At 34.1% G+C, this 23,078-nt stretch carries 15 protein-coding genes; 5 read left to right on the top strand and 10 right to left on the bottom strand.

Annotation, left to right across the window (positions count from 1 at the left end; translation table 11 throughout):
- Positions 1 to 13: 13 nt before the first annotated feature.
- From ABH902_RS12195 to ABH902_RS12180, 4 genes are all read right to left on the bottom strand, one after another.
- Positions 14 to 1,099 (bottom strand): substrate-binding domain-containing protein, encoded by a 1,086-nt coding sequence (locus ABH902_RS12195; protein WP_404591107.1) that lies wholly within the window; start codon positions 1,097 to 1,099, stop codon positions 14 to 16.
- An 83-nt stretch (positions 1,100 to 1,182) separates the two neighbouring features.
- Positions 1,183 to 2,253, bottom strand: coding sequence for an ABC transporter permease (locus tag ABH902_RS12190; protein WP_404591105.1), 1,071 nt, complete (start codon positions 2,251 to 2,253; stop codon positions 1,183 to 1,185).
- A 14-nt stretch (positions 2,254 to 2,267) separates the two neighbouring features.
- Complete coding sequence (locus ABH902_RS12185) at positions 2,268 to 3,245, bottom strand: ABC transporter permease (protein WP_404591104.1); 978 nt, start codon at positions 3,243 to 3,245, stop codon at positions 2,268 to 2,270.
- Positions 3,242 to 4,744, bottom strand: coding sequence for a sugar ABC transporter ATP-binding protein (locus tag ABH902_RS12180; protein ID WP_404591102.1), 1,503 nt, complete (start codon positions 4,742 to 4,744; stop codon positions 3,242 to 3,244). The genes ABH902_RS12185 and ABH902_RS12180 overlap by 4 nt, the downstream gene beginning before the upstream one ends.
- A 213-nt stretch (positions 4,745 to 4,957) precedes the next feature.
- Here ABH902_RS12180 and ABH902_RS12175 point away from each other — a divergent pair, with 213 nt between their 5' ends.
- From ABH902_RS12175 to ABH902_RS12165, 3 genes are read left to right on the top strand one after another with little or no spacing between them, the layout of a single operon-like run.
- Positions 4,958 to 5,869, top strand: a complete 912-nt coding sequence (locus ABH902_RS12175) for a sugar-binding transcriptional regulator (protein ID WP_404591100.1) — start codon at positions 4,958 to 4,960, stop codon at positions 5,867 to 5,869.
- A 12-nt stretch (positions 5,870 to 5,881) separates the two neighbouring features.
- Positions 5,882 to 7,447: an autoinducer-2 kinase gene (gene lsrK / locus ABH902_RS12170; protein ID WP_404591098.1), complete on the top strand. Its 1,566-nt coding sequence runs from the start codon at positions 5,882 to 5,884 to the stop codon at positions 7,445 to 7,447.
- A gap of 51 nt (positions 7,448 to 7,498) precedes the next feature.
- Complete coding sequence (locus ABH902_RS12165; protein WP_404591096.1) at positions 7,499 to 7,849, top strand: cupin domain-containing protein; 351 nt, start codon at positions 7,499 to 7,501, stop codon at positions 7,847 to 7,849.
- A 239-nt stretch (positions 7,850 to 8,088) separates the two neighbouring features.
- Here the strand turns inward: ABH902_RS12165 and ABH902_RS12160 are convergent, their stop codons facing one another.
- Positions 8,089 to 11,475 (bottom strand): AAA domain-containing protein, encoded by a 3,387-nt coding sequence (locus tag ABH902_RS12160; protein WP_404591094.1) that lies wholly within the window; start codon positions 11,473 to 11,475, stop codon positions 8,089 to 8,091.
- A gap of 297 nt (positions 11,476 to 11,772) precedes the next feature.
- A complete protein-coding gene (locus ABH902_RS12155) occupies positions 11,773 to 12,003 on the bottom strand; it encodes a helix-turn-helix domain-containing protein (RefSeq protein ID WP_404591092.1) in 231 nt (76 codons plus the stop codon).
- Between the two features lie 122 nt (positions 12,004 to 12,125).
- Here ABH902_RS12155 and ABH902_RS12150 point away from each other — a divergent pair, with 122 nt between their 5' ends.
- Positions 12,126 to 12,437: a hypothetical protein gene (locus ABH902_RS12150; RefSeq protein ID WP_404591090.1), complete on the top strand. Its 312-nt coding sequence runs from the start codon at positions 12,126 to 12,128 to the stop codon at positions 12,435 to 12,437.
- Between the two features lie 444 nt (positions 12,438 to 12,881).
- Positions 12,882 to 13,151, top strand: coding sequence for a hypothetical protein (locus ABH902_RS12145; protein ID WP_404591088.1), 270 nt, complete (start codon positions 12,882 to 12,884; stop codon positions 13,149 to 13,151).
- Positions 13,152 to 13,174: 23 nt separating this feature from the next.
- Here the strand turns inward: ABH902_RS12145 and ABH902_RS12140 are convergent, their stop codons facing one another.
- From ABH902_RS12140 to ABH902_RS12125, 4 genes are all read right to left on the bottom strand, one after another.
- Positions 13,175 to 15,736, bottom strand: coding sequence for a hypothetical protein (locus ABH902_RS12140; protein ID WP_404591086.1), 2,562 nt, complete (start codon positions 15,734 to 15,736; stop codon positions 13,175 to 13,177).
- 394 nt (positions 15,737 to 16,130) lie between these two features.
- The gene (locus ABH902_RS12135; protein ID WP_404591084.1) at positions 16,131 to 19,211 is read right to left on the bottom strand and encodes an HsdR family type I site-specific deoxyribonuclease; all 3,081 of its coding nucleotides are present in this window, start codon (positions 19,209 to 19,211) and stop codon (positions 16,131 to 16,133) included.
- 15 nt (positions 19,212 to 19,226) lie between these two features.
- Complete coding sequence (locus ABH902_RS12130) at positions 19,227 to 20,453, bottom strand: restriction endonuclease subunit S (protein WP_404591082.1); 1,227 nt, start codon at positions 20,451 to 20,453, stop codon at positions 19,227 to 19,229.
- Complete coding sequence (locus tag ABH902_RS12125; protein ID WP_404591080.1) at positions 20,453 to 23,038, bottom strand: type I restriction-modification system subunit M; 2,586 nt, start codon at positions 23,036 to 23,038, stop codon at positions 20,453 to 20,455. The genes ABH902_RS12130 and ABH902_RS12125 overlap by 1 nt, the downstream gene beginning before the upstream one ends.
- Positions 23,039 to 23,078: the final 40 nt, after the last annotated feature.

Below are 23,078 nucleotides of genomic sequence, written 5' to 3'. Positions count from 1 at the left end.
AATAATTTTTAGATTAAAAATCATAATCTCCCATGTTTTCTTTAGTAAAAACGGTTCTTTCAGGCATAATCACCACACCGCTGTCTTTACTATCTTTAGCGTCCGGATTTAAAACAGAGTTGTTCATTACTTCCACACTTCCTACATCCGGGATATCTACTTTATCGCCAACTTTTAAATCATTTCCTTCCGCTAAATAATTAGCTAAATAAGCAGCCATACCGCCTTGAACTTTGACGTCCCACAATCCCCATTCTTCTAATATATCCGCTTTAGCATAATCTTGAATAGAGTTTGGTGAAGCAAAACCAGTAATAGTTACGTCTTTTTTATCCAAGCCATTATTTTGTGCAGCTTGTAGTTGTCCTGGCAAAGCGGTTGAATCGTTACAAATAATCAAGTCAATATCTTTGTGTGCCGAAAGAATGGCTTCACCTACAGTAATTGCCTTTTCTGCATTTTGCTCACTGTAATAATTTTTTGGGGCAACATTTTTCCAGTTTGGATATTTTTCTTTGATATAGTCTTCACCAGCTTTTTGCCATGAATTTTGATCCTGTACTGTGGATTGAGAGTAATGCCAAACATAATTAATCGTATCTTTTTCCGGGTCTTCCCCTCGTTTTTTCAACGCATCTACGCCCATATCTACCAACATGTCACCCAACTGTTCTGGTGTTCCTTGCGCCACCATTAATTTTCGCGCATCAGATGAGACATCAGAATCCCAAGTAGTCACCGCAATTCCGGCTGCCTCGGCTTGCTTCAAAACATCATCTAAACCAGTTGCATCTACTGCTGAAATAGAAATGGCATCTACTCCTTGTTGAATCGCATTGTTAACAATCGTTACCTGATTAGCAACAGAAGCTTCTGGATTCCCATCATATTTGACTTTAAAGCCTTGCTTTTTCCCCATTTCTTGTGCACCGTCATTACCGGATTCAAAAAAAGCGTTTCCGGAAAGCTTTGGAATAAAGACTACTGTCTTTTCTTTGCTATTTCCCTCACTTTCTTTGTTGTCCCCACCACATGCGCTCAGTCCAACTACAGCTAACCCCAAAATCAACGACATGCCTAACCATTTTTTTGCTTTCATATCAGTTTTTTCCTCCTCATTAGGTCTTTTCATTTGAAACAGATATATCGTGTAAATCTTATTGATGCTTATTTCAGTTTATATTAGCTAAAATGTTCTTTGTTTTTTTTGAAAACCTTCTTCACTGTTTTAGCAATAAGACCGCCGTCAATAAATGAACGTAAAATTAAAGCAGCAATCAGCAACATGCCAACTGGGATATCCAGATATTGAGTGTTGAGACCTGACATTGATAAACCAAAACGCATAATTCCAATCACCAACGAAGCGAGCGCTGTCCCTAAAACATTTCCTTTCCCACCATAATTTGATGTTCCGCCTAAAACGACCGCCGTAATAATTGGTAATGTCAGCTCCTTCCCAAAATCTGCTTTGGCAGTACCTAAATAGGCAGTCAACACAATTCCGGCAATCGCAGCCGCGATTCCTGAAAGAACATAGGTACTAGCAATAATCGAACTTGACTTGATACCTGAATATTCTGCGGTGTTTCGATTTACCCCAATCAAAAATATTTTTCGGCCATACTGTGTTTTATGCAGCAAAATATAGCTAATCACAATTAATAGAAGAAAGAGAATTACTTGCTTAGAAATCCCGCCAATCGTTCCCCTAAATAAATTCATAAAATGATCAGGAAAACCGCTGATTCCTTTATAAGATTCAACAGAGCTTAAGCTGGTAATTCCAACCGCAATTCCTGAAAATAGAAAGGAACCGCCTAATGTTATTACCATCGGTTGAACATCAGTTGTTGCAATTAAAGTCCCGCTAAGCAGTCCGCACAATGCTCCAATACCTATCCCAATCAAAAGCGCCAGCCAAATATTCACGCCAGCTTCTGACCACAGCAAACCGATACTAATCGAGGTAAGTCCTACAATTGAACCTGCTTGAATATCAATTCCTCCAGTAATCATCACAAAAGTCACAAAAAGTGAAATAATACAGATCGGCATAAAATCCGTGATACTTCCCATTAAAACAACTGGATTGAAGAAACGACTGTTAAGACTGCCGAATATGCCAACCTCTAACACTAATAAGAAAATCAAAAAATATTCCCAACGCCATTTAAACTTAAAAGAACGTGCGCTATCATCGTTTTTTCCCTTTTCTATTGCTGGTCGCTTAGAACTTTTTATACTTTCCATGGACTTACTCCTTTCTATCCTATTTTTGCAGATAGGCGTTCTTTTCTAAGTTTTTCAATTGATCGTCTATTCATCACAGCACCAACAACCACAATAATGATCAGAATCAAGCCTGTGATCGTATTGTCAAAGGTTGAGGGAAAGCCTAAGAACACTAGCACTCGACTAATTGAAGCCATAATAATGGCTCCCGTTACACTACCAAAAACAGTACCAACTCCTCCGTTTAAGTTAATGCCTCCTATGACACAAGCTGCGATGGCCGTCATTTCGTAACCTACGCCGGCAGTTGGTGTAATAAAACCAACCCGACTAGCATAGAAAACACCTGCCAGCGCAGCAAAGGCTCCACATAAAACAAAACTTAAGACCTTCGTTTTGACTACGGAAATGCCAATTAACTTAGCTCCATCGATATTATCCCCAACCGCCTTGAACGCTTTGCCTGTTTCCGTTTGGTTTAACAGCAGATACAATATTCCCGTTAATACCAAAACACTGACAAAAAATAGGGAAATACTTCCAAAAAGAGATTTCTGTGCTAAGCTTTTAAAGGCAATCGGCAAGTTTTCGATCCATTTTCCACCTGTAAACACGTAAATGCAGCCTCTGACAATACCGTTAGTGCCTAATGTCATGATAATTGAAGGGATATTAAAAAACAGAACACCAATGGCATTAACAATCCCAATAAACACGCCAAACAAAATAGCCACTAAAAAGGTGATGGGGATTGATACCCCTTGGTTAATTAAAGTTCCTGCAAGAGCTGCCGAAAATCCCAACGTTGCGCCAACTGACACATCAATTTCACCAGTAAACAAGACAAAAGCAATCCCTAATGCTACAACCGCATAAACTGCACTTCCGTTAATCGTTTGAAAAATATTGTTCATTGATAAAAAGCTACGATTAAACAAGCCTACCAATAAGAAAATCGCAACAATAACTCCTACTGAAGATATTTCCCTTGATTTTAAAAGCTTTTTCATGAAACAGCCTCCTTTGTAACCCCGAATGAAGAACTCATCAAATTATCTGGAGTAATCTCTTGCCCAAAATATTCTCCATTTAATTTGCCGCGATACATGGTTAATGCTCGATCTGCCAGTTGAACAATTTCTTCCATATCAGAGGAAATCAATAGGATTGCTACTCCTTGAGCCTTCAATTTATAAATAATTTTGTACACATCTTCTCTGGCTCCGGCATCAATCCCCCGTGTAGGTTCATCTAAAATCAACAGCTTAGGAATTGAAGCTAAAGCTTTGGCTATGACCACTTTTTGCTGATTCCCACCAGATAAAGTACCAATTTCTTCGTCAAGCGAGGAGGATTTTATCTTAAATGAATGCTTATACTCTTCATATAAAGCCCTTTCATAATGACGATCAACAAAGATTTTGCCCATAGAACGTAACGATGCCGATGAAATATTCATCCCAATATCGCTAATTTTAAAAATTCCATTTTTAAAGCGATCCTCCGGTACATAATTCAAGCCGCTTTCGATTACTTTTCGCGTAGAAAGACCCGTAATATTTTTGTCTTCTAAGAGAACTTGTCCTTTATGAACTTCATCTCTACCAAAAATTGTTTCAGCTAGCTCGGTTCTTCCTGCCCCCACTACTCCTGCCAAGCCCAGAATTTCACCGGAGCAAACCTTAAAGCTTATATCTGAAAAACCATTCCCCGATAAATGTTCAATCTTTAAAACCGGATGCCCTTCTCCTTTCGCTTCAACAATTTTTTCCACCTCTTCTTTTTCCTCTTCCAGCTTTGCTTCTTCAGGTAAAAGAGCAGCAATCAACATATCATTGGTAAATTCTGTAACTTTTCCTTCTAAAGTAATTTTACCGTCTCGCATAATCACTACTTTAGTGGAAATTTCAAATACCTCATTTAAACGGTGAGTAATATAAACAATTCCAACACCTTTACGTTTTAAATCTTCAATAACTGTAAATAAAGAGTTAATTTCATTAAAGGTTAATGAACTGGTTGGTTCATCTAAAATAAGAATGTTGGATTCCCGCATAATCCCTTTTAAAATTTCGACTAACTGCTGTTCAGCAATTGAAAGTGTCATTGCTTTTCGATCGACATCCATGTTCCAACCTAAATCCGCAATCAGTTCATTTAGCTTCTGCTTATTGTCAGCTTTTTTCCCTGAAAGTCCTAACAAAATATTTTCTTGTACAGTCATGTTTGCAAACAGCATCGGCTCTTGTGGCACTAGATAGACACCGTTCGCAAGCGCAACTGAAGGGCTCATTGACTTTAATTCCTTGTTACCAATAGAAAGGCTCCCGCTATCTGCTTTATAAATACCCATGATAATTTTCATTAGTGTACTTTTGCCAGCGCCGTTGCCACCAATAATAGAAATAACGTCACCAGAGTGTAAACATAAGTCGATCCCTTTTAACACATGGTTATCACCAAATGACTTCACTATGGCTCGACAATCTAACAAGGTATTCTCACTCATTCATTCCTCATCCTTCCTTCCACTTTTATTACATTTGTTAAAAATAAAAACATTTGTCTAAAAAGAAAACGCTTTCTTGATCTTTATACACACATAATAATCGCAATCTAAAGCGATGTCAATGATTAAATTTTAAAATACTTTTAGTTATCACTTGAATATAACAAAAACAATTGTTACAATAATTATACATTTGTTAGGAGCGTGAATAAATTGTCTAATAATGATTTTTATGAAAATTCTCTTTTAACTAAAGTTGCTTGGCTGTACTATATCGAACAATTAACTCAAAAAGAAATCAGTGAGCAGCTAAATATCACTCGCATCAAAGTTATCAAGATGTTAGAGACCGCTCGTGAAAGAAAAATTGTTCAATTTCAATTTTCGACCTTAGCTAAAAAGAAAATCAATCTGGAAACCAAATTAATCGAAAAATATCAATTAAAAGATGCTTTTGTAGTACCATTTTCAGCTAAAGAAAATGTCAATGATACAATCGCCCAAGCAGCAGCAATGTACATTAATGATCTTATTACAGATAACGCATATATCAGTATGGGATACGGTGATACGGTCAGCAAAATCCTAAATAATTTAGCAACCATTTCAAACAAAAATATTTCAATTATTTCCATGACTGGAGGTGTAGCGCCTTATTTACCTAATAACGAGTCCAGTATTTTTAGAGCTCACTTATATCTTTTACCAACTCCACTTTTCATGAGTTCTAAAGAAACAGCGAAAAATATCAAAAAAGAAGCACCTGTAAAAGAAATTATCGAGATGAATAATTTATCACAGGTTTCAGTTGTCGGCATCGGTGGTATGAATGACGAAGCTACTGTTTTAAGCTCTCATATTTTAACCAACAATGATTTTATTAAATTAAAAATGCAAGGCGCTGTTGGGGATATTCTTATGCACTTTATTGATGAAAACGGGCAGTTAATCGACTCAGAAATTGAAGAAAAGCTCGTTAGCACCGATTTGGAGCAATTAAAAGAGAAAGACAATGTGATTGCTGTGGCCGCCGGAGCAGAAAAAATTGACGCTATCCGCGCCGCTTTAACAGGAGGTTATATAAACACGATCATTACCGATGAAACAACTGCTGAATATCTTTGAGGAGATGACACTATGACTGAAAAATTACTTTTAGCCTTAGATGGCGGAACAGGTAGTTTCCGAGCAGTTATTTATGATCAAAATGGTAAACAACAAGCGATCGAACAAATCGAATGGTATCACCGGCCAAATCCACAATATACGGGGAGTATTGATTTTGACTTCAAAAAGAATTGGCAAATTATTGTCACTTGTATCAAGAATTTACTAATCAATCATTCAATCGACCCGGAAGCGATTGTCGGTATCAGCACTACTTCCATGCGAGAAGGCATTGTTCTTTATGATGAGCAATTCAATGAACTAATGGCTTTTTCAAATGTCGATGCCCGCAGCACGGAAGAAGCGATTTTCTTAAAAACACACTATCCTGAATTAGAAAAACAACTCTACAAACAAACCGGCCAAACCTTTGCCCTTAGTTCCATTCCTAGATTACTGTGGGTTAAAAGACATGAACCTGAATTATACGAAAAATTGTCTTATATAAGTATGCTTAATGACTGGATCATCTTTAAATTAACCGGAAAATTAAGCACCGAACCTAGTAACGCCGGTACTACCGGCTTGTTCGACTTGGAAAAACGAACGTGGGCACCTCAGCTGGCAGATTTATGTGGTCTTAAAGAAACAATTTTCCCAGAGGTTTTTGAAAGCGGATCCATTATTGGGCAAATAAATACCGAAGCGGCTCACTTGTCTGGTTTGTCCACCACTACAGCTGTAGTAGCCGGCGGTGGCGATGCACAGTTAGGTTGCATCGGCATCGGCATTACCCAGCCGCACCAAGCAGCCCTTTTTGGAGGCAGCTTTTGGCAATACGAATTTAACACAGACCAAGTATTAACTGACCCAGAAGCTCGCATTCGTGTTAATTGCCATGCAGTGCCCAAATTGTGGCAGTTTGAAGCTATTGCTTGGAATGCTGGCTTAACGATGCGCTGGTTTCGCGATGCTTTTTGTCAAGAAGAAAAGAAAGCAGCTTCAAAAACAGGTGTGTCTGTTTATACGCTCCTAGATAAAAAAGCCCAGCAGATCCCTGCCGGCTCTCACGGGATGATCAGTACCTTTGCTAACTTAATGGATTTTGTGAATTTGAAACATGCTGCTCCTACGTTTACAAATTTCACAATTGATCCAGAAAAATTTAATAAATATACCTTTTATCGCTCTATCATGGAAAATGCCGGTTTAATTTCGTACGGACATTTATCATTAGTCGCTAATTTAACCGGAGAATTTCCCAAAGAAGTAATATTTGCAGGCGGCTCCTCCTATAGCTCTCTTTGGTGCCAAATCATTTGTGATATTTTGGGCATTCCTGTTAAAACACCAAAAGAAAAAGAAGCGACAGCATTAGGTGCTGCCCTGCTGGCTGGAGTTGGAACCGGTCTTTTCCCTTCCCTGTCAGAAGCAACGCAGAGAATCGAATTTGATACTATTTATTATCCTGATGCCGACAATCACATGCTTTATATGGAAGCCTATCAAACCTGGCAAACCGTTTACCAATCTCAGCTGGCACTTTCAGATAGCGGCGCTACTAATTATATGTGGATAGCGCCAGGAGTAAAATAACTTTTTTGCAGCTATTATCACGAAAAATATGAAAACAACGGAGGAAAAAGAATGTTTATTGTAGATGAAAAAGACAAAGATTACAGATTTGGCGATAGCGGTCCAAAATATTTAATGAAAGGCCCGCGCTCCAATTTTGCTTTAGTTCGTTTTAATGCCGGACAAGATTTCCCAGCACATTATCACAATATTATGGAAGAAAATTTTTATATTTTAGAAGGCAAAGTAGATGTATATGTCGATGATGAAGTTCACCATTTATCTGCCGGACAAATGATTCATATCGAACCTAAAGAAGTGCATTATGTAAAAAACGCCTATGACGAACCCGTTTTAATGGTTTCTACTTTGGCGCCTTATCAAGAAATCGATAAAGTAGAAGTCCCTGATTATACTGTTTAAAATTGTGTATTAATAATTATAGGGCTATGACGAAATATTTAGTATGATAAATAGTAACTGACATACTTGAAAATGGAACAATATGCTCTTGCAAAATAATAACAATATAAAAATTGAAACTGAACAATTTAACCTATTCAGTTTCAATTTTTTACTTTAAATAACCTTTCTCCTTTTCCTCCACGTAAACAAAAACAAATTAACTATTCCTATTTACTTTATTTTTCAATAATTTAAATTCACTTAACTATTCTTTCATTTAATAGCTCCAATCGGTTCTCAATCATCTCATCAGCGTCTTTACCATAAAAAACAATAGAAGTATCCCAATTGTAATAGTGATAACTTTCTTCTCTGCTAGCTGAAAACCAATTGAATGATCCATCTACTAAAGCAAGCTTATCTACAATAACCATTTTGCTATGGACCCGATTCAGATCAATTAACTTGGCACCTGTCTGTTCTAACAATTTCATACCAGCTTCGTAACTAGCTTTCCTACTTTGGTTGATAGATGGAGATGTATAGATAAAAATCTCTTTTCCACTTCTCACTTTTTCTCCTATCAAATTCAATAAATCCGGACAATAATTTTTTAAAGTATAATAAGATACATAGGGCGAAACTATATGAATACATTTCTCGGTTCGATTAAGCAGTTTTTTTAAGTAGTCGTCATGAGCAGAAGCACCTTCTATTCTTTGGACATTTCCTTCTGCTGCTTTATTGTATTTTTCTAATCCACGAATGGCATTGTATTCTGATGCAAAAATTATTTTTGCTAGCTGCGAAGAAGGCGAATTTCCCTCTAAACTAAAAATATTTGTATCACCAAAAACTAAAAAGCTATCTTTTGCTCTAGATACCGCAACATTTAACATATGAACACTTTTATCAAAAAAGTAGGTACCTTTATAAGAAAAATCATAAACAGTCGAAAAAATCACTACAGATTTTTCAGCACCTTGCAATGCATGGACTGTACCAACAACGATCTCATTTTCTTTAAATCCTAATTTTTTTAATTCTTTGTTTATTACAATTTTTTGCGCTTTAAAAGGCGTAACTACTGCTATAACTTCTCCAATGGTTTGCTTGTTATACATTTCCAATAATGTATCTTTTTGATCATTGATCCAATTTGCTATCGTTCTCGCTTCAATTATATTTGCCATACTATTATCTTTTCGCGCCATTTTTCCAATAATATGTCCATAGCCCATAGGTGGTAATTTATCTTTATAATAATTCTCTTCTTCTTCTCGTTTAGCTTCCAACTTTCCATCATATGCCAAAGCGTTACAATAAGTGATAATTTCCGGTAGACACCTGCGATGTTCACTTAAGAATAAACCACCACTTAAATGTGTATATTTATGGAATTTGCTTCTATTTTGGGCAACTTTCATTAAATTGCCACAAGATGCCGATAGTCCACTATTCATGAATAGTGACATTTCATCTTGATTTTTTGTAAGTAGTTTAAGTATATTTCCTTTATCTACTTCTTTAGCCATATTCCAGATAGGCTCAATTTGTTTTGTGTCACCAACTGCTAAATATTTTTTTGCAAGTGAAAGACTAGCAGTACTTATTTCAGGGCTAACTTGTCCTGATTCATCCGTAATTAATAAATCAATAAAATTAAACATTGGCTTATTTTCATAAGAGAAAAATACTGGTACTTGGTAAAGTGTTCCAACAGTACAAGGTGTCAACATAGCACTTCTGAGCCATCTTTGTTGGTATTCTTTTATTGTTTTAACAGAATTAGTTAACTGCTCTTTTTTGTTCATTTTTTCGATGGAAATAAGCCACTCTGCTTCCCAATAATGCGTACTAAACACAAATAGTAAATACCGAATCGTTTTATCTAAGTGTTCGTTAAGTTCATCGTATCTTAGCCCTTGACTTAGATGGTATCTTTTTAAGAGCAGTTGATAGCGTTGTTCTTCATTCTTTATAGTTTTGTAGTTCGTTGATAGTTGCTCTTTTTTTGCTAATAAAGACTTTGCTAACCGTTTTTCTTTTTTTAATAAGCTTTCTAACTCCTCAATTGAGGAAAGCTCATTGAGTTGACAGAATTTCTGTTTTCTTTCTTGTTCACGTTTTTGTTTTAAATGTGGAACAATATCTAAAATATTACTTGCCTTGGAATTAAAAGTTTCCCACTCAAAACAGACTTTTTTTAAGGATGTGATCTTTAGTTGATTTTTATCTATTGAATCAGCAAGCTCATCCAAAAGATTATTTATTTCTGTTGTCAATGCTTTATAGTTTTTTCTTTTAGAATGAAATTCAACAAGATCCTCCAAATCGTTAGATAACGTAACCAGCCAACGATGAATTTCTTTTTTTGCATGTTTAATGGTGCAGTCTTTTTTATTAAACATTTGTTCAAAATTCGATAAAAAATACACTTTTGCTTGTTCTAAAAACTCTATTGATTCCATTCTTTCTAAGAATTCATTATTATCACTACTAATCTTTGCTTTCATTGCTGCTAAAGATTCTTCAGAATATTTTGTTTTGTTAACAATATATAGACCATAACTATCCAGTTCAGGAATCCAGCGTTTTTCAAACAGGTTGAATTTTTTCTTTAGTGAAGATAATTCTGTAAAATCAGGGAAATGATTTAAATCAAAATTAGTTCCTTGACTGTTATCTATTTGAAAACTTTCAATGACATTCGTAACAGCTTGATTGTTGGTTGAGGAAACAATACAAATTGGCGGTTGCTTTTGATCAATAGCCGCTTTAATCCAGTTTGTAGCAATAATACTTTGCAGTAAGGTCGTTTTTCCTGTCCCAGGAGGACCAGTTACTCCTATGATTTCCCCGTTATTTAATGTATTCATATGTCGAACTACTTCTCGCTGGCTAGGAGAAAGTCCGAAAGTTGGTTTCATTTGACCTAAATGAAACTTATCCATTTCTTTTTGCTTTGATTCTGATAGTAAGTTAGGATCTGTTGAGCTATTCTGACTACCTAAAAAATTGTTTAATAATGGCAAATCTCCACTGTATTCTGCTATTGAGTTATATAGTTTTACAATTCTTTGAGCAGCTCCGCCATTTGATGCACCTTTGAATACTAAAACATTTTCATTTACTTTCTTGAACCAAGCGATTTCAGTTAAATCTGTGATTTTTTGTTTGCTTACATACTCAAACAATTCATTTGTCAACTGAGTGTATTCGTTCCAAGATAGTTCCCGAAAAGAATGGCTTTCTATAAATTGAAGATAATCATCATTTTCACCGATTACAGATAGCTTCGAATTTTCTACAGGCGCAAGTAACATTCTCGGAATCCAAGGAACACCATAGGCTACATGTTTCAACTCGCCATTTTTAGACAGACTTGCTGGGATAATCAAAGGATATAACCGTTTTTCAGATTTACCAGAGCCAGATTGCATTTGAATTGGAAAAAGAAAAACTTCAATTTCTTCCTCATGTTCTTCAAATAAGCGATCTATTGTTTCATCATTTAGATTTTTGACAACTCCAGTAAGATAGTCTTGAAATGATATTTGGAGTGATTTATTTTTTGTTGGTTTTACTTCTGATAAAGAAGCTTGTTCTAGGCTTGTTTTGTAATAATCAATAATTTTTTTCATTTTCTATTTTCATCCTATCAAAATATATTCACATATTGTCATATTATTCATTTACAATTAAATCATATAACATAATGACGGAAATTAATATAGATTATAATGGAAAATGTCGAATTTTAGTTAATAAAAAAGCTGAGTAGGTTCAAGTTTAGAACGTTACTCAACCTTATGATAATAATAACTGACACACATGAACACAGAACAATATCTTTTTTAATTCAGTTTCTGTAAAAACCTTATTTACTTATAGAAATAAATTTATTTTCTATACACTCTTTTATTTTTCCTTCAATATTTTTATTTCTTTGTAAGTCTTAATATTTTTGATATATCTGTGATTTCCAAAGCTTCTGCTATACGTTCGATATGTTCTAAATAAATTCTTTCTCTTTTCCCATTGGCTAAATTACTTAAATTTGATGGTTCTATTCCCGATAATCTGGCAAGTTCCCTCAAAGACATTCCTCTTTCAGCCAACAACTTATTGATTAAAATCTCAACCTTTAATTCATAATCATTTTTATTCAAAACGATACCTCCAATCAAATTTTTTGTTGTCTACATAACCATCATATAGTATAATATTCCTACAGTGTTGTTTACATAGACATGAATTTTAAATTTCAAACAAAGTATATGGAGGAAAAATAATGAAAAAAGAAAAAGTAGAGCTTTTAACAACCGCGAACAACCAACCCATCAAACAAGTTTCATACCAAGACATGTATGCCATGAAAGATACCCTCGAACAGCTTGAATCATGGACAAAAATTTTAGAGATCGTAGATATTCATTTTGCTAACAGGAAATTACCGCTGGACAAGAAAAAGATTGTGAAAGAATACTACTCTATATCCCAGATTTTTGGTACATTTATGAATGATTATTCAACTTGTATTAATCGTTTAGAAACGCAGCTTGATCAATTAATGAAAAAAGAAAAAGTTAGAATGTCTCAATGAATTTAACTGTTACTTTTACTAGCTTTTGAGCACAATTAGAAAGGATTGCTGGATTTCTTTAAGATACTATTGGCTTATTCAGGTATTGGACATTGTGCCAATGCCTTTTTTGTTTCTATTCTATGATTGATTTTTTATAAAGTAATAATGTACGGAGTTAAAAATAGAAAAATAAAAAACGGTACCTTACAACCTGACTAACTAGTATCACGTTGCAATGCTCCAAATAAACAGCCTCACGCTGCTTATATGAGTTGACGATAGCACGTTCCGAAGTACTCGAATGTTTTATAGTTATTTTTGATGGATTTGTCTAGGGTTATTAGTGTATACTTTCTTCTTTCTGGCGATTATATGCGTTCTTTGATGAACTATCGCGCACGATGAGGAACTGATAGGTCTGATCGTTTTTTTGTAGTTTTACAAAAAAAGGATGGATGTGTAATGATGAGTAAAGAACAGAATTTAAAGGCAATACCTTATCAAGATATTTTGGATATGCGAAATGAGTTGATCAAGCTTCGATCTCAGCAGAAGTCGTTGGTTTATTTGGATGAGTTTTTTGATAGGAAGATTACGAGGAATAAGAAGGAAATGCCGCTGCGGTATTATTCTTGTCAGCAGTTGTATCAGGTTTTTTCTGGGGATTTTGAGGAGGTTTTGAAGGAGAGTGAGGAGATTGTGGCGAGGATGGTTCAGAGAGAGAAGATTTAATGTAAACAAAAAGCTGAAAATTGTTAATTTTCAGCTTTTTTAATTAATTTTACCTTATCTACATTAAGAAATTTATTTTCAGATAAATCGATATCTAATACATCTTCAAAAATCTCATCGATTCCTTTTATTGTTATTTCTTGCATATGAAAAATTCTTATTAAGCAAGCATAAAAGGCATTTCGTTCTTTATTTATTTCTTCAAAATGATTTCTGTAAAAATCAAAAATGTGTATTAAGCATGAAATTGTCAAAAAGGCTGGCTTAGTGGGAATAAGCGTATCAAGATGCTCTTCAAAATGATTTTTCATAGTTACTTTCTGTTTTTCCTTAAACTTGTTTGAAACAAAAATATGCAGGCTCAAATAATTTGAATCACTAAATCGATTTATGTATGAGCTTCTATTCAATCCTTCTACATATTCAACTGCCTTACGCTTCTCACTACTAGTTAAATCATATCCTTTTTCATCTTTATTAAACTTACAATCAAATGAAAAAGACATATTTATTTTTTTGTTTAAAGTATCTCTAGTGGAGATAGCAAATATTCCCTCAGGATAAGCTTTTCCCTTCTTTTCTTTCCCCCACTTCACACTGTTAGGGACTAACTCCTTTAATAGTGCAAAAACATCATCTTCAAAGTCATCCTCTGTATAATCGCTTCGCTCATTCTCTATGAATACTTTTTTTAAGCGCTTGATTGAATAGTCAGCAGCTTTTGTACATAAAAGTTTCTTTTGTAAAAAGAATTCATTTAGTTCAGCTTGTACTTTATCAAAATTCATTAAACTTTCCTCAGCGATAAACAATTCGCCAAAACTTATTGCAAATAAGCCTTTTTCTTTTAGATTATCAACTTCTTTATTTTGCACACCAAGAGTAACAATTATTGTTGGTGTTAATGACTGTATGAGATGCTTCACTTCATTATTAGTTAGTCTTGTATCAACTACTAAAACCTGCGCAAGTTCATTCGTATTCTTTTTTAACAGATTATAATTAAATGACTTTGATCTAATTTTCATTTGACTTTTAGTCTTTTCATTCTCAAAACCAAATATATTACAGAACTTATCTATAACAAATTTTGTCGCTTTTTCATTATCAATCTCTATATTTTTTATCTCTTTAATAGAATAACTATCTGATCCACACTCACAAATAACTTGTTCGTTTGATTGTAAAACTTCGAGATTACAAGAATTACAGTAATACTTGTTTTCGTTATTGATATGAATAAACTGTTGATCTTTTAGTTCCTTTAAAATAGATTGATCATTATATTCTACCTCATCTTCTAAAGATAAACTCATCAAATAATCAACCTTTTCAGCTCTCCCCTCTCTAAAACGTGTATTAGAAAGTTTTCTAAGTAACGGAATACCAAAATAGCTCTGAAAAATGTTTTCAAACATTTTTTTAGTATTTTTATCAAAATCCCCATCATTGTATAATAGAGTTATATTTCCATCTTCGTGAATGCTAGGACGAATTTTTCGCTTATGACCATTTATATTTACCAAAATAGATTTTATATTTTTTAGACTATCAAATCTTATAATTTTTTTATCCGATAATTCTTGTGTTGCTTCTATGATGCTATTTCTTTCATTTTTTAAGCTAATTTCAGGCATAAATTTCAAATTTGATGTCCGGAAGACAATTTCGTTAATACGAAATTCTTCAACCTCATATTCAAAATTCTTTTCTACAGGTCTTCCATACAAAAATGCCTCTCTGACATTATTGCTTTCATAATTAGTGAAAACTTCGTCTTCAATTTCTGAAATAACTAAATTGAATTCCGTTTCAAAATAATCAGTTATCAATTCCAAATCTTTTAAAGATGTTCTTTTAAATTCAATTATGTTTTCCTCACTATTAAACAATAACAATAGCGACTCCACTTCTTTATTACGAACTGCTTCATCAAAATCGGGTAAAGTCGAATCCCCTTTTTGTCGATAAATATGCACTATAATACTATTATCAATTTCTGAAACAGAATGCACTTTGTATAATAGCTTTAAATGCTTATTACTAATACCTTCAGAAAATTTTACTAATGATGTTATATCTTTCAATGCATCATACAGGCGTTGAATATCTAACTCCCCACCATTTATATTAAAAGTACTTCCTGAAGCTTTTTGAGCCCATAGATAATCTATAAAAATATCTATGATTCTTTTTTCATCCTGTTCAAAAATATCTATAATTTGAGGTAGAAAATGATTATATCTCACGTTAAAGCGTTCCACATATATGTGTAAAATTGATTTTCGTTTTCTTACAGAAAAATCTAATAAGAGTAACCAATCGCTAATTTCTTCTTCCTCTAGAGCTTGTACAATCTTATTTACTTTTGTTTCTTTAGTTTCGTCGCTATTTGGTTTAATTTTCTTCACTAAACTCAACTCGTCAATTATTTCTACATTATAGGAAATTAATTTAGAAGTTAAAACTGTTTCCAGATCCTCTTCTGAAAGAATTCTTTCGTAGTTAACATTCATTTCAGTCCAAACATTTCCATCAAACTCTATATCCTCTTTAAGTTGGTAATTTAGTAAAGAACTATTCATTTTTTCAACCCTCTCATATTTTATAAATTCCAAAAAAAGCTTATTGTTTTATATTAATATCATTATATCATATAAACCTTCTTAATTGATGTTAAAAATTAAAACATAGTGTAACAAACTAATCTCATTATAAATTGACTTATCAGTGTAAAAAGAGTAACGCTTTATTTTTAATATATATACATTTATTCAAAGTACCTTTTTTTAAATAACATAGTAATAATAAAAAAGCACATTAATTCAATCAGACGATGGTTGTCATTAATTTCAAAATTATTCTTGCTAATTTTTGTTTTTGAAAGCAAAAAAGAACGGATTCCTGTCAAAAGACATTCATCCGTTCTTTAATGGAATAAGTTAGACATCCATCTAACCCTATTCAAAAAGTCAGTAACTACTTAAATTGTTGTTTCACTTCAGCCATCCAATCTGGAAGCAGCTTCGTTAATACCATAATATGTTTTAATCTATTCCCCGCAGTTTGATTTTTAGCTTTCGTTAAATCAACATGCTTCGTTAAATCATCCATATAAGGAATTAGATCTGGTTGAGAGATAGAATATGCCTCTACAGAATTTGCAAGCACTATACTATCTATTCCCCATTCTTTAGAAAATTGTTCAATTTCATTTTGAATTTTCTCTTGTTTCCATTTACTAAAAGAGTCATCAAAATTTTCATTTCCTGATAGATGCCCTGGAACTAACTCAGTATCCACAAACTCCTTTAGCAACTTGGCTTGTTTGTCTTCACCCATGTCACTTAATTCTTGAATTTGTTCATGAATGATTCTAAGTGTCTCAGTGTTCACTGTTTGGATACCATCAACCGTACTCACTTTTGAACCAATTAAACCAAGTATATGAGCCGCACTAATTACCTGAGTGCCTGCTAATTTAGTTTTTCCAACTAATGGAATAATCGTGGTGTTCGGGGATGGTGTGCCTACCTTATCAATTAGATTCCTATAAGCACCTACATATTTCAACCATGTATGTTCATCTAGCCCAAATAAGCGATCATCCCATTTAAATTCATAATATTGTTCAACTAAATTCAATTGCTCTGCGGCTTCTTTAAAAGCTAAAATGAAATTCTCTTTTTCTTCTTCTTTATCTTTAAGTGAATGCCACTCGGTTGGATCTGGTAAAGTCGGAATCATATCAGAAATAGCTATTTCTAGCTTCTGAACAGCTGTGCTGTAGGTGTCAACGATCGCTCGACTACTCTTTCCACCACTACCATATAGTTTTAACGCTGTATCTACCGTTTCTTCTGTCCAACTAGGATACTGAAAATTAACGACTGTACCAAATTCTTTTGATGAACCGAACACACGGTTTGTACGTGAATAGGCTTGAATTAATCCCTGTAGTTCCAATGAACGATCCACATAAAGTGTATTTAATCGTTTTGAATCATAACCTGTCAGCAATTGATCTGCTACAATAATCAGGTCAATATTTTTAGGGTTACGTCCACTTCCTCCACGTGGTGCTCGCTCAATAATATCTTCAAAGTAAGCATCTTCTCCACGCTTTTTATCACCAGCGATATATTCAATTCCAGTATAAGCTGAATAGTCTTTAAACATTTTTTTAACTAGTTTAGGATCTAAATTATCCGGATCATTCTCATTTCCAAAACTAAACGTCATCGCTATATTTAACTGCTCATTTCGCTCATTTAATTGTTTTTCAAATTCATCGTAATACGCAATCACTCGCTCTTTGTAGGCAACAGTCAGTATCGCATTAAATTCTTTTCCCTGTGACTGTGAGTCCCAATTATTTAAAATTTCTTCTACCACTCGTGGGATATGTGTTTCGTCTTGGTACTGTAGAATTTTTCTTTTCTTAGCTTGTTGCTCGACTTTTGCATTGGACCACTGTTGTACAAAGCGTTCCACTTCTCGATCGTTTAATTCAGGTTTCTCTTCTTTTACAAATGGTAGAAGTTGCTCACGTAAGTCATCGTGACTTTTAAATTCACCTGTATTGATATAATCAACATGAAACCCTAAGACGTTTCCATCAGAAATCGCTTCATCAATCGTATATTGATGTAATTTTTTCCCGAATAGCTTTTCTGTCGTATTGATGACTTCACTTTTCTCGTTAATCTTTCCTTTAATTTTATTCTCATCAAATAAAGGAGTACCCGTAAAACCAAAAAACAAGCTGTTCTTTTTAAAATACTTCGTGATCGTTCCCATCATTTGTCCCATCGTTGTCCGATGCGCTTCATCAATAATAAAGACAATCCTTTTATTAGACAAACGGTCATCTTGCGTATCTACTAATTCGTTTACTAAGGAATTTAATTTAAAGGTGGTTGTTACGACAATTCCTCTGTTCACAGAAAGTAAATGCTTTCTAAGCTGGGAGGTGTATTTTGTACTGTCCACTGTAACAGATTCATATTTTGCATACGCTTTAAAGTTTTCACTTGTCCGATTATCTAGCTCTCTTCGATCAACTAAAAATACGACTTTATCAAATCCAGCTCGAGTCGAAAGGAATAAGGCTGTTTTAAAACTAGTAATGGTCTTTCCTGATCCTGTTGTGTGCCACACAAAACCACCATGGGGAATCCCATCATTATCCCAGCCAAAAGCTGCCCCTTCAATGGCTTGTAAAGCGTAAACCTGATATGGACGCATTAACATATGTCGTCTATTTTCCTCTTCACTTGCCTCATCAATAACTAAATAATCCCCAACCATTTGATGCGCCATTGGAATACTTAAAAAATACTCTACCACTTTTTGCCAGTCATTAATCGCATGATTCTTTTTATCCGACCAATGGAAAACAAAGCTTGGATTAAAGCTATCAACTGTTTTTGGTGTAGCAAAATATCTAGTTTCGATTTCAGTTGTAATGACCATCATTTGAGAAAACGCCATAAAATTATTGGTGTATTCACCATCTTGATAATAACGAATAAATTGACCAAATGCTTCGTCTAGTGTTTTGTCCGTACGTTTTTGTTCGATATTGATAAGTGGTAAACCATTAATTAATAAGATTATATCAAAACGATTGTCATTCTCCGATTCTACTTCTCGAGCTATCTTATAACTCGAATCACCACCAGTGATTGCAGCCTTTTTAAAAATGGTTAACGTTATTTGATTTTTCGTAACACCAGGTTGCTTATCACGATATATCCCATCGATCTTTCCTTTAGATTCTTCAATTGCTAGAAGTTTGGCCGCCTCATAGCTGTTGCTGATTTGAGTGACTTTTGTCATAACCTGATTGAATTCATTATCTGTTAAAGGGATGTTCTCAAGTTGATCTGAATTCATTCGATTTAGTTCTCCACGCCAATGATTGATTAAATCTGTGACTGTTACTTTTTGTTTATTTCCGTTTAAGCTATCAGGGGCTTCCCATTGATACTTTTGAAGTTCTTTCACGAAATTTTCCTGAAATGCTTTTTCTGAAGCATCTTTTGGTGCATTACTCATTTTTTCACCTCCTATTTATACAAACATTTCGTTTAGGTATGCTTTTTTTAGGTTTTGTAGTTTTTCTAACTTATGCTGATGAAGAGCGATAGTGTCGTCGAGTTGTTTGAAAAAATTGCCTATCTTAAACTGTTCATCCGGTTTTGGAAAAATAATTTCAGTTTCTAAAATATTTTTATTATAGAGTCGCTTGATTGTACTTCCTTCTAATCCTTGCCATTTTACAATATTATAGAACTGCTTTAAAAATGATTTTACAATTCTATTATCATGCTTTAACCATACAATATTAGAATCTTGGAAATATTCATCTGCTCCTGTATATTCGACAACTCTACCGATACTTCCTGAGGCCGATATTAATAAGTCACCAATTTCTGGATAAGGATATTTTAACTTATATAACTCAAATAATTCTCTAGAAATGAATGCATCTGGTTTTCCACCAAATGTGCCGATTTTATAAAAAGGAATCTCACCATCATCTGACGTTTCTTCTTTAAAAATCCGTTTGTTCATTGCTACAGAGCCTAATTTTCCCAACTTACGCAGTTCCCAATCATCAGTAAATCCTTTAAAACGACGTTTTGGTTTTTTCTCCCCTACAGCGGGAAACATTTCTGATAAATAAGCTGTTTTCAAAGATTTCATTTTTTCTAACTTACGCTGATGAAGAGCGATAGTGCTATCAAGTTGTTTGAAAAAAGAGCCAATTTTCTTTTGTTCTTCAATTTTTGGAAATTGGACATTGAATTTTTCTAACTCGCGCATTCCTAAATTAGGCTGTGTTCCATTAGATGCTTTATCTTTTACTTGATTTTGAAGTTTTTTTGTTTGAAGTAAATAATATAAATAGTACGGATACGAAATATCTCCGGTTCTCATTGCTGCTAGTGGTGACCATATATTAAATAGTTCATCAGTTTCAACTATGGCAGTTTTTCCAACTGTTGATCCTGACTTTACTAAATAAACATCGTGAAGTTGTGGCTTATATTTCTTCGAATATAATTCATTAGTTTTCTCAGAGATGTACCCTCGCTTTCTAGTAAAATCAATTTTATTATTAATGATTGCATCTACTGAAATAAAAGGGATACCACTGCCTACAATATTTGGTGTTTCGTGTGGACCATCTGTTACTGGTTCACTAAGCAATTTTATTAATTTATTTTGCTCCCAAGCATCCGTATTTTTAAATTCCTTAAACCGTCGTTTAGGTACTAACTTGTTTTCAGTCATTATTCACCCACCACCAAATCATTTAACATCATTTCTAATGATTTTTCGAGTTCGCTTATTTCTTCATCTATTGAAGATAACGTTTCTGAATAGCGTTCATTTAACATTTTCAAGATATTCAGCTCATTCTTAAGTGGCTTTTCTACCAATTGAACAATTAAATTTTGAGTTTTTCCAAACCATTTTTCATAAACTAAGTGATCAATTTCCTCATTAGATAACGATAAAATTCGTTCTTGAACCGCATCTTTTAGTGCTTTCTCTTCTGTTTTTATCTCTCTATTCAAGGTTGATTTTTCAGAAAGTAATGTGTCGACTTTTTTCAATAAATTAAACTCCGATGTTCCCTTTATTGTATTTTTCAGTTCTGTTTTTAATCTTTTTGCTTCAAAAGAATCACCTGGTTCATCTTCTTCATTCTTCTTCAAAGCATCATATAACACATTATTTTCATCCGTATCTTCTACTTTAGCAGCTTCAACAAGTTCTGCCAATTCCAGTTCAATCTCATTCATTCTTGATTTCTTTTGATTGATTGCTTCTACTTCATCAGCATAAAGGTATTTTTCAATCAAATAATTAGGGACGATACTGCCTATCCAACCATCTTGTTTTTCACGTTTTTTCTTACCAGTTCCCTTTGTGACCATGTTCGGTTCACGAGTACGAGCAACTGTGTAAAACTCACTATTTGCGATTAACTCGGTATCATGTGTAAGTGATTGTTTCCAGATTTCAGCTATAATTTGATAGCCACTATAGACATCTACATACTCAAATTCTGATAACATTCTTTTAATTTCCAAAAGCATCTCATCAGACAATTGTTTTAAGTTAGTACCTTTATCAACCGTTCGAAGAATATCCCAATACTTAGCAAGATAATCTGCTACTTTTGATTTAAGTGTACTAGTTAAATCAGTAACACGCTTATTTCCTAGTACTTCACGAGATACCTCTTCAATACCCTTTGTCAGTTCAACATAACCTGGACGAATCGTTTTTAAAGACTGATTTAAGCTATCAGGTGTTAGTACTTTCAATACCTTCAACTTTTCAATATCCTTTTGAGGAATTCCACCGAACAAATGTGCATCTACATCTTGAGGAAACTCATCTTCTTTTGCTTCTACATAACGCGGAATATTCAAGTTATATTCATTTTTTATAATTTCTTCACGGGATGTCAAGTGACTATAACCATCTATTTCTAATTTTTCAACATAAGTATCGACGATCTTCGCTATATCTTTTTCTTGTAGAACATTCTGCTTACCAACTTTGATAAAATCATGTGAACCATCGATAATTAAAACAGGATCTCCAAGATCTCTATTTTTCTTTAAGATAATAACAGCGACAGGAATTCCTGTATTGGTAAATAAATTACTTGGCAATCCAATCACTGCATCAATATTATTTTTTTCAATCAATCGTTCTCGGATATGACCTTCTGCAGCTCCTCGGAAAAGAACCCCATGAGGTAAGACGATTGCCATTGTGCCATTCTGGCCTAAATGGTATAAACCATGTAAAAGAAACGCAAAATCGCCTTTTGAGTCTGGTGGCAATACACCAGCAGCTTCAAAACGAGGATCACTTACTTTTAGCTCTGATCGATTCCAATTTTTAGCCGAATAAGGAGGGTTCATCACGACCGCATCAAATTGTACTCCTTCACTTGGACGATTAGGATCCTCCGGCCAGTCATGTGAAAGTGTATCCGCATTTCGAATCGTCATCTTTTCAGGACGAACGCCATGTAACAATAAATTCATTCGCGTTAAGTTATAAGTTGCAGTATTTTTTTCTTGTCCATAATAATTCAGACTTTTTTGCGATTCTTCACTTAAATGTTTTTTTACCGTTAATAGTAAAGAACCTGAACCAACTGTAGGGTCATACATGGATTGAATTTTATTTGACTTTGCAACGATTTGAGCCATGACTTCACTAACCTGTTGTGGCGTATAGAACTCACCAGCCTTTTTACCTGATTCCATCGCAAATTGACCAATTAGATACTCGTAAGCATCCCCAAGAACATCCCCTTTTTGCAACGCAACCATGTTTAAGTCTGCAAATAATAAAATCAATGCTTTGATATTTTTGCTTCGCTCATTTAAATCACTTCCGAGTGCAGAATCTGACAAATCAATCGTCGAGTTTGAGAATAAACCTTTAAAATCATTTGCAGTTTTATCACCAGATATTGCAATCGTACGCTCAAAATTATTCAAACTATCCGTTACTTTTGAAACTTCAAAATCACCTGTTTCAATATCGATCAACCACGTTTGATACAGATACTCTGGCGTAACATAATAGCCTAAAACATTTTGAATCATTTGATCTAATTCAGTACCATATTCGGTTCTGGCATTTGCATATTCCTTGACCAGATCTTTTTCACTTATTTCTCCCAATCCTGCAGTAGACTTAAATGTTTCAAGGGTTTTGTCACTTAAAAATTTATAGAACATAAGTCCTAGCATATAATCTTTATAGCGACTTGCATCCATTGAACCTCTGAGTTCATTGGCTCCATCCCAAAGTCTACGTTTTATTTCATCTGATGTAATCACAGTTATTCCTCCAGTTACTTTATTGTCTCAATTCAAAAAT

The organism is Enterococcus sp. UD-01 (genome assembly GCF_044909655.1).
GTDB lineage: Bacteria > Bacillota > Bacilli > Lactobacillales > Enterococcaceae > Enterococcus_L.
The sequence above is the reverse complement of the archived record's forward strand: the minus strand, read 5'-3'. Positions and strand labels throughout refer to the sequence as shown.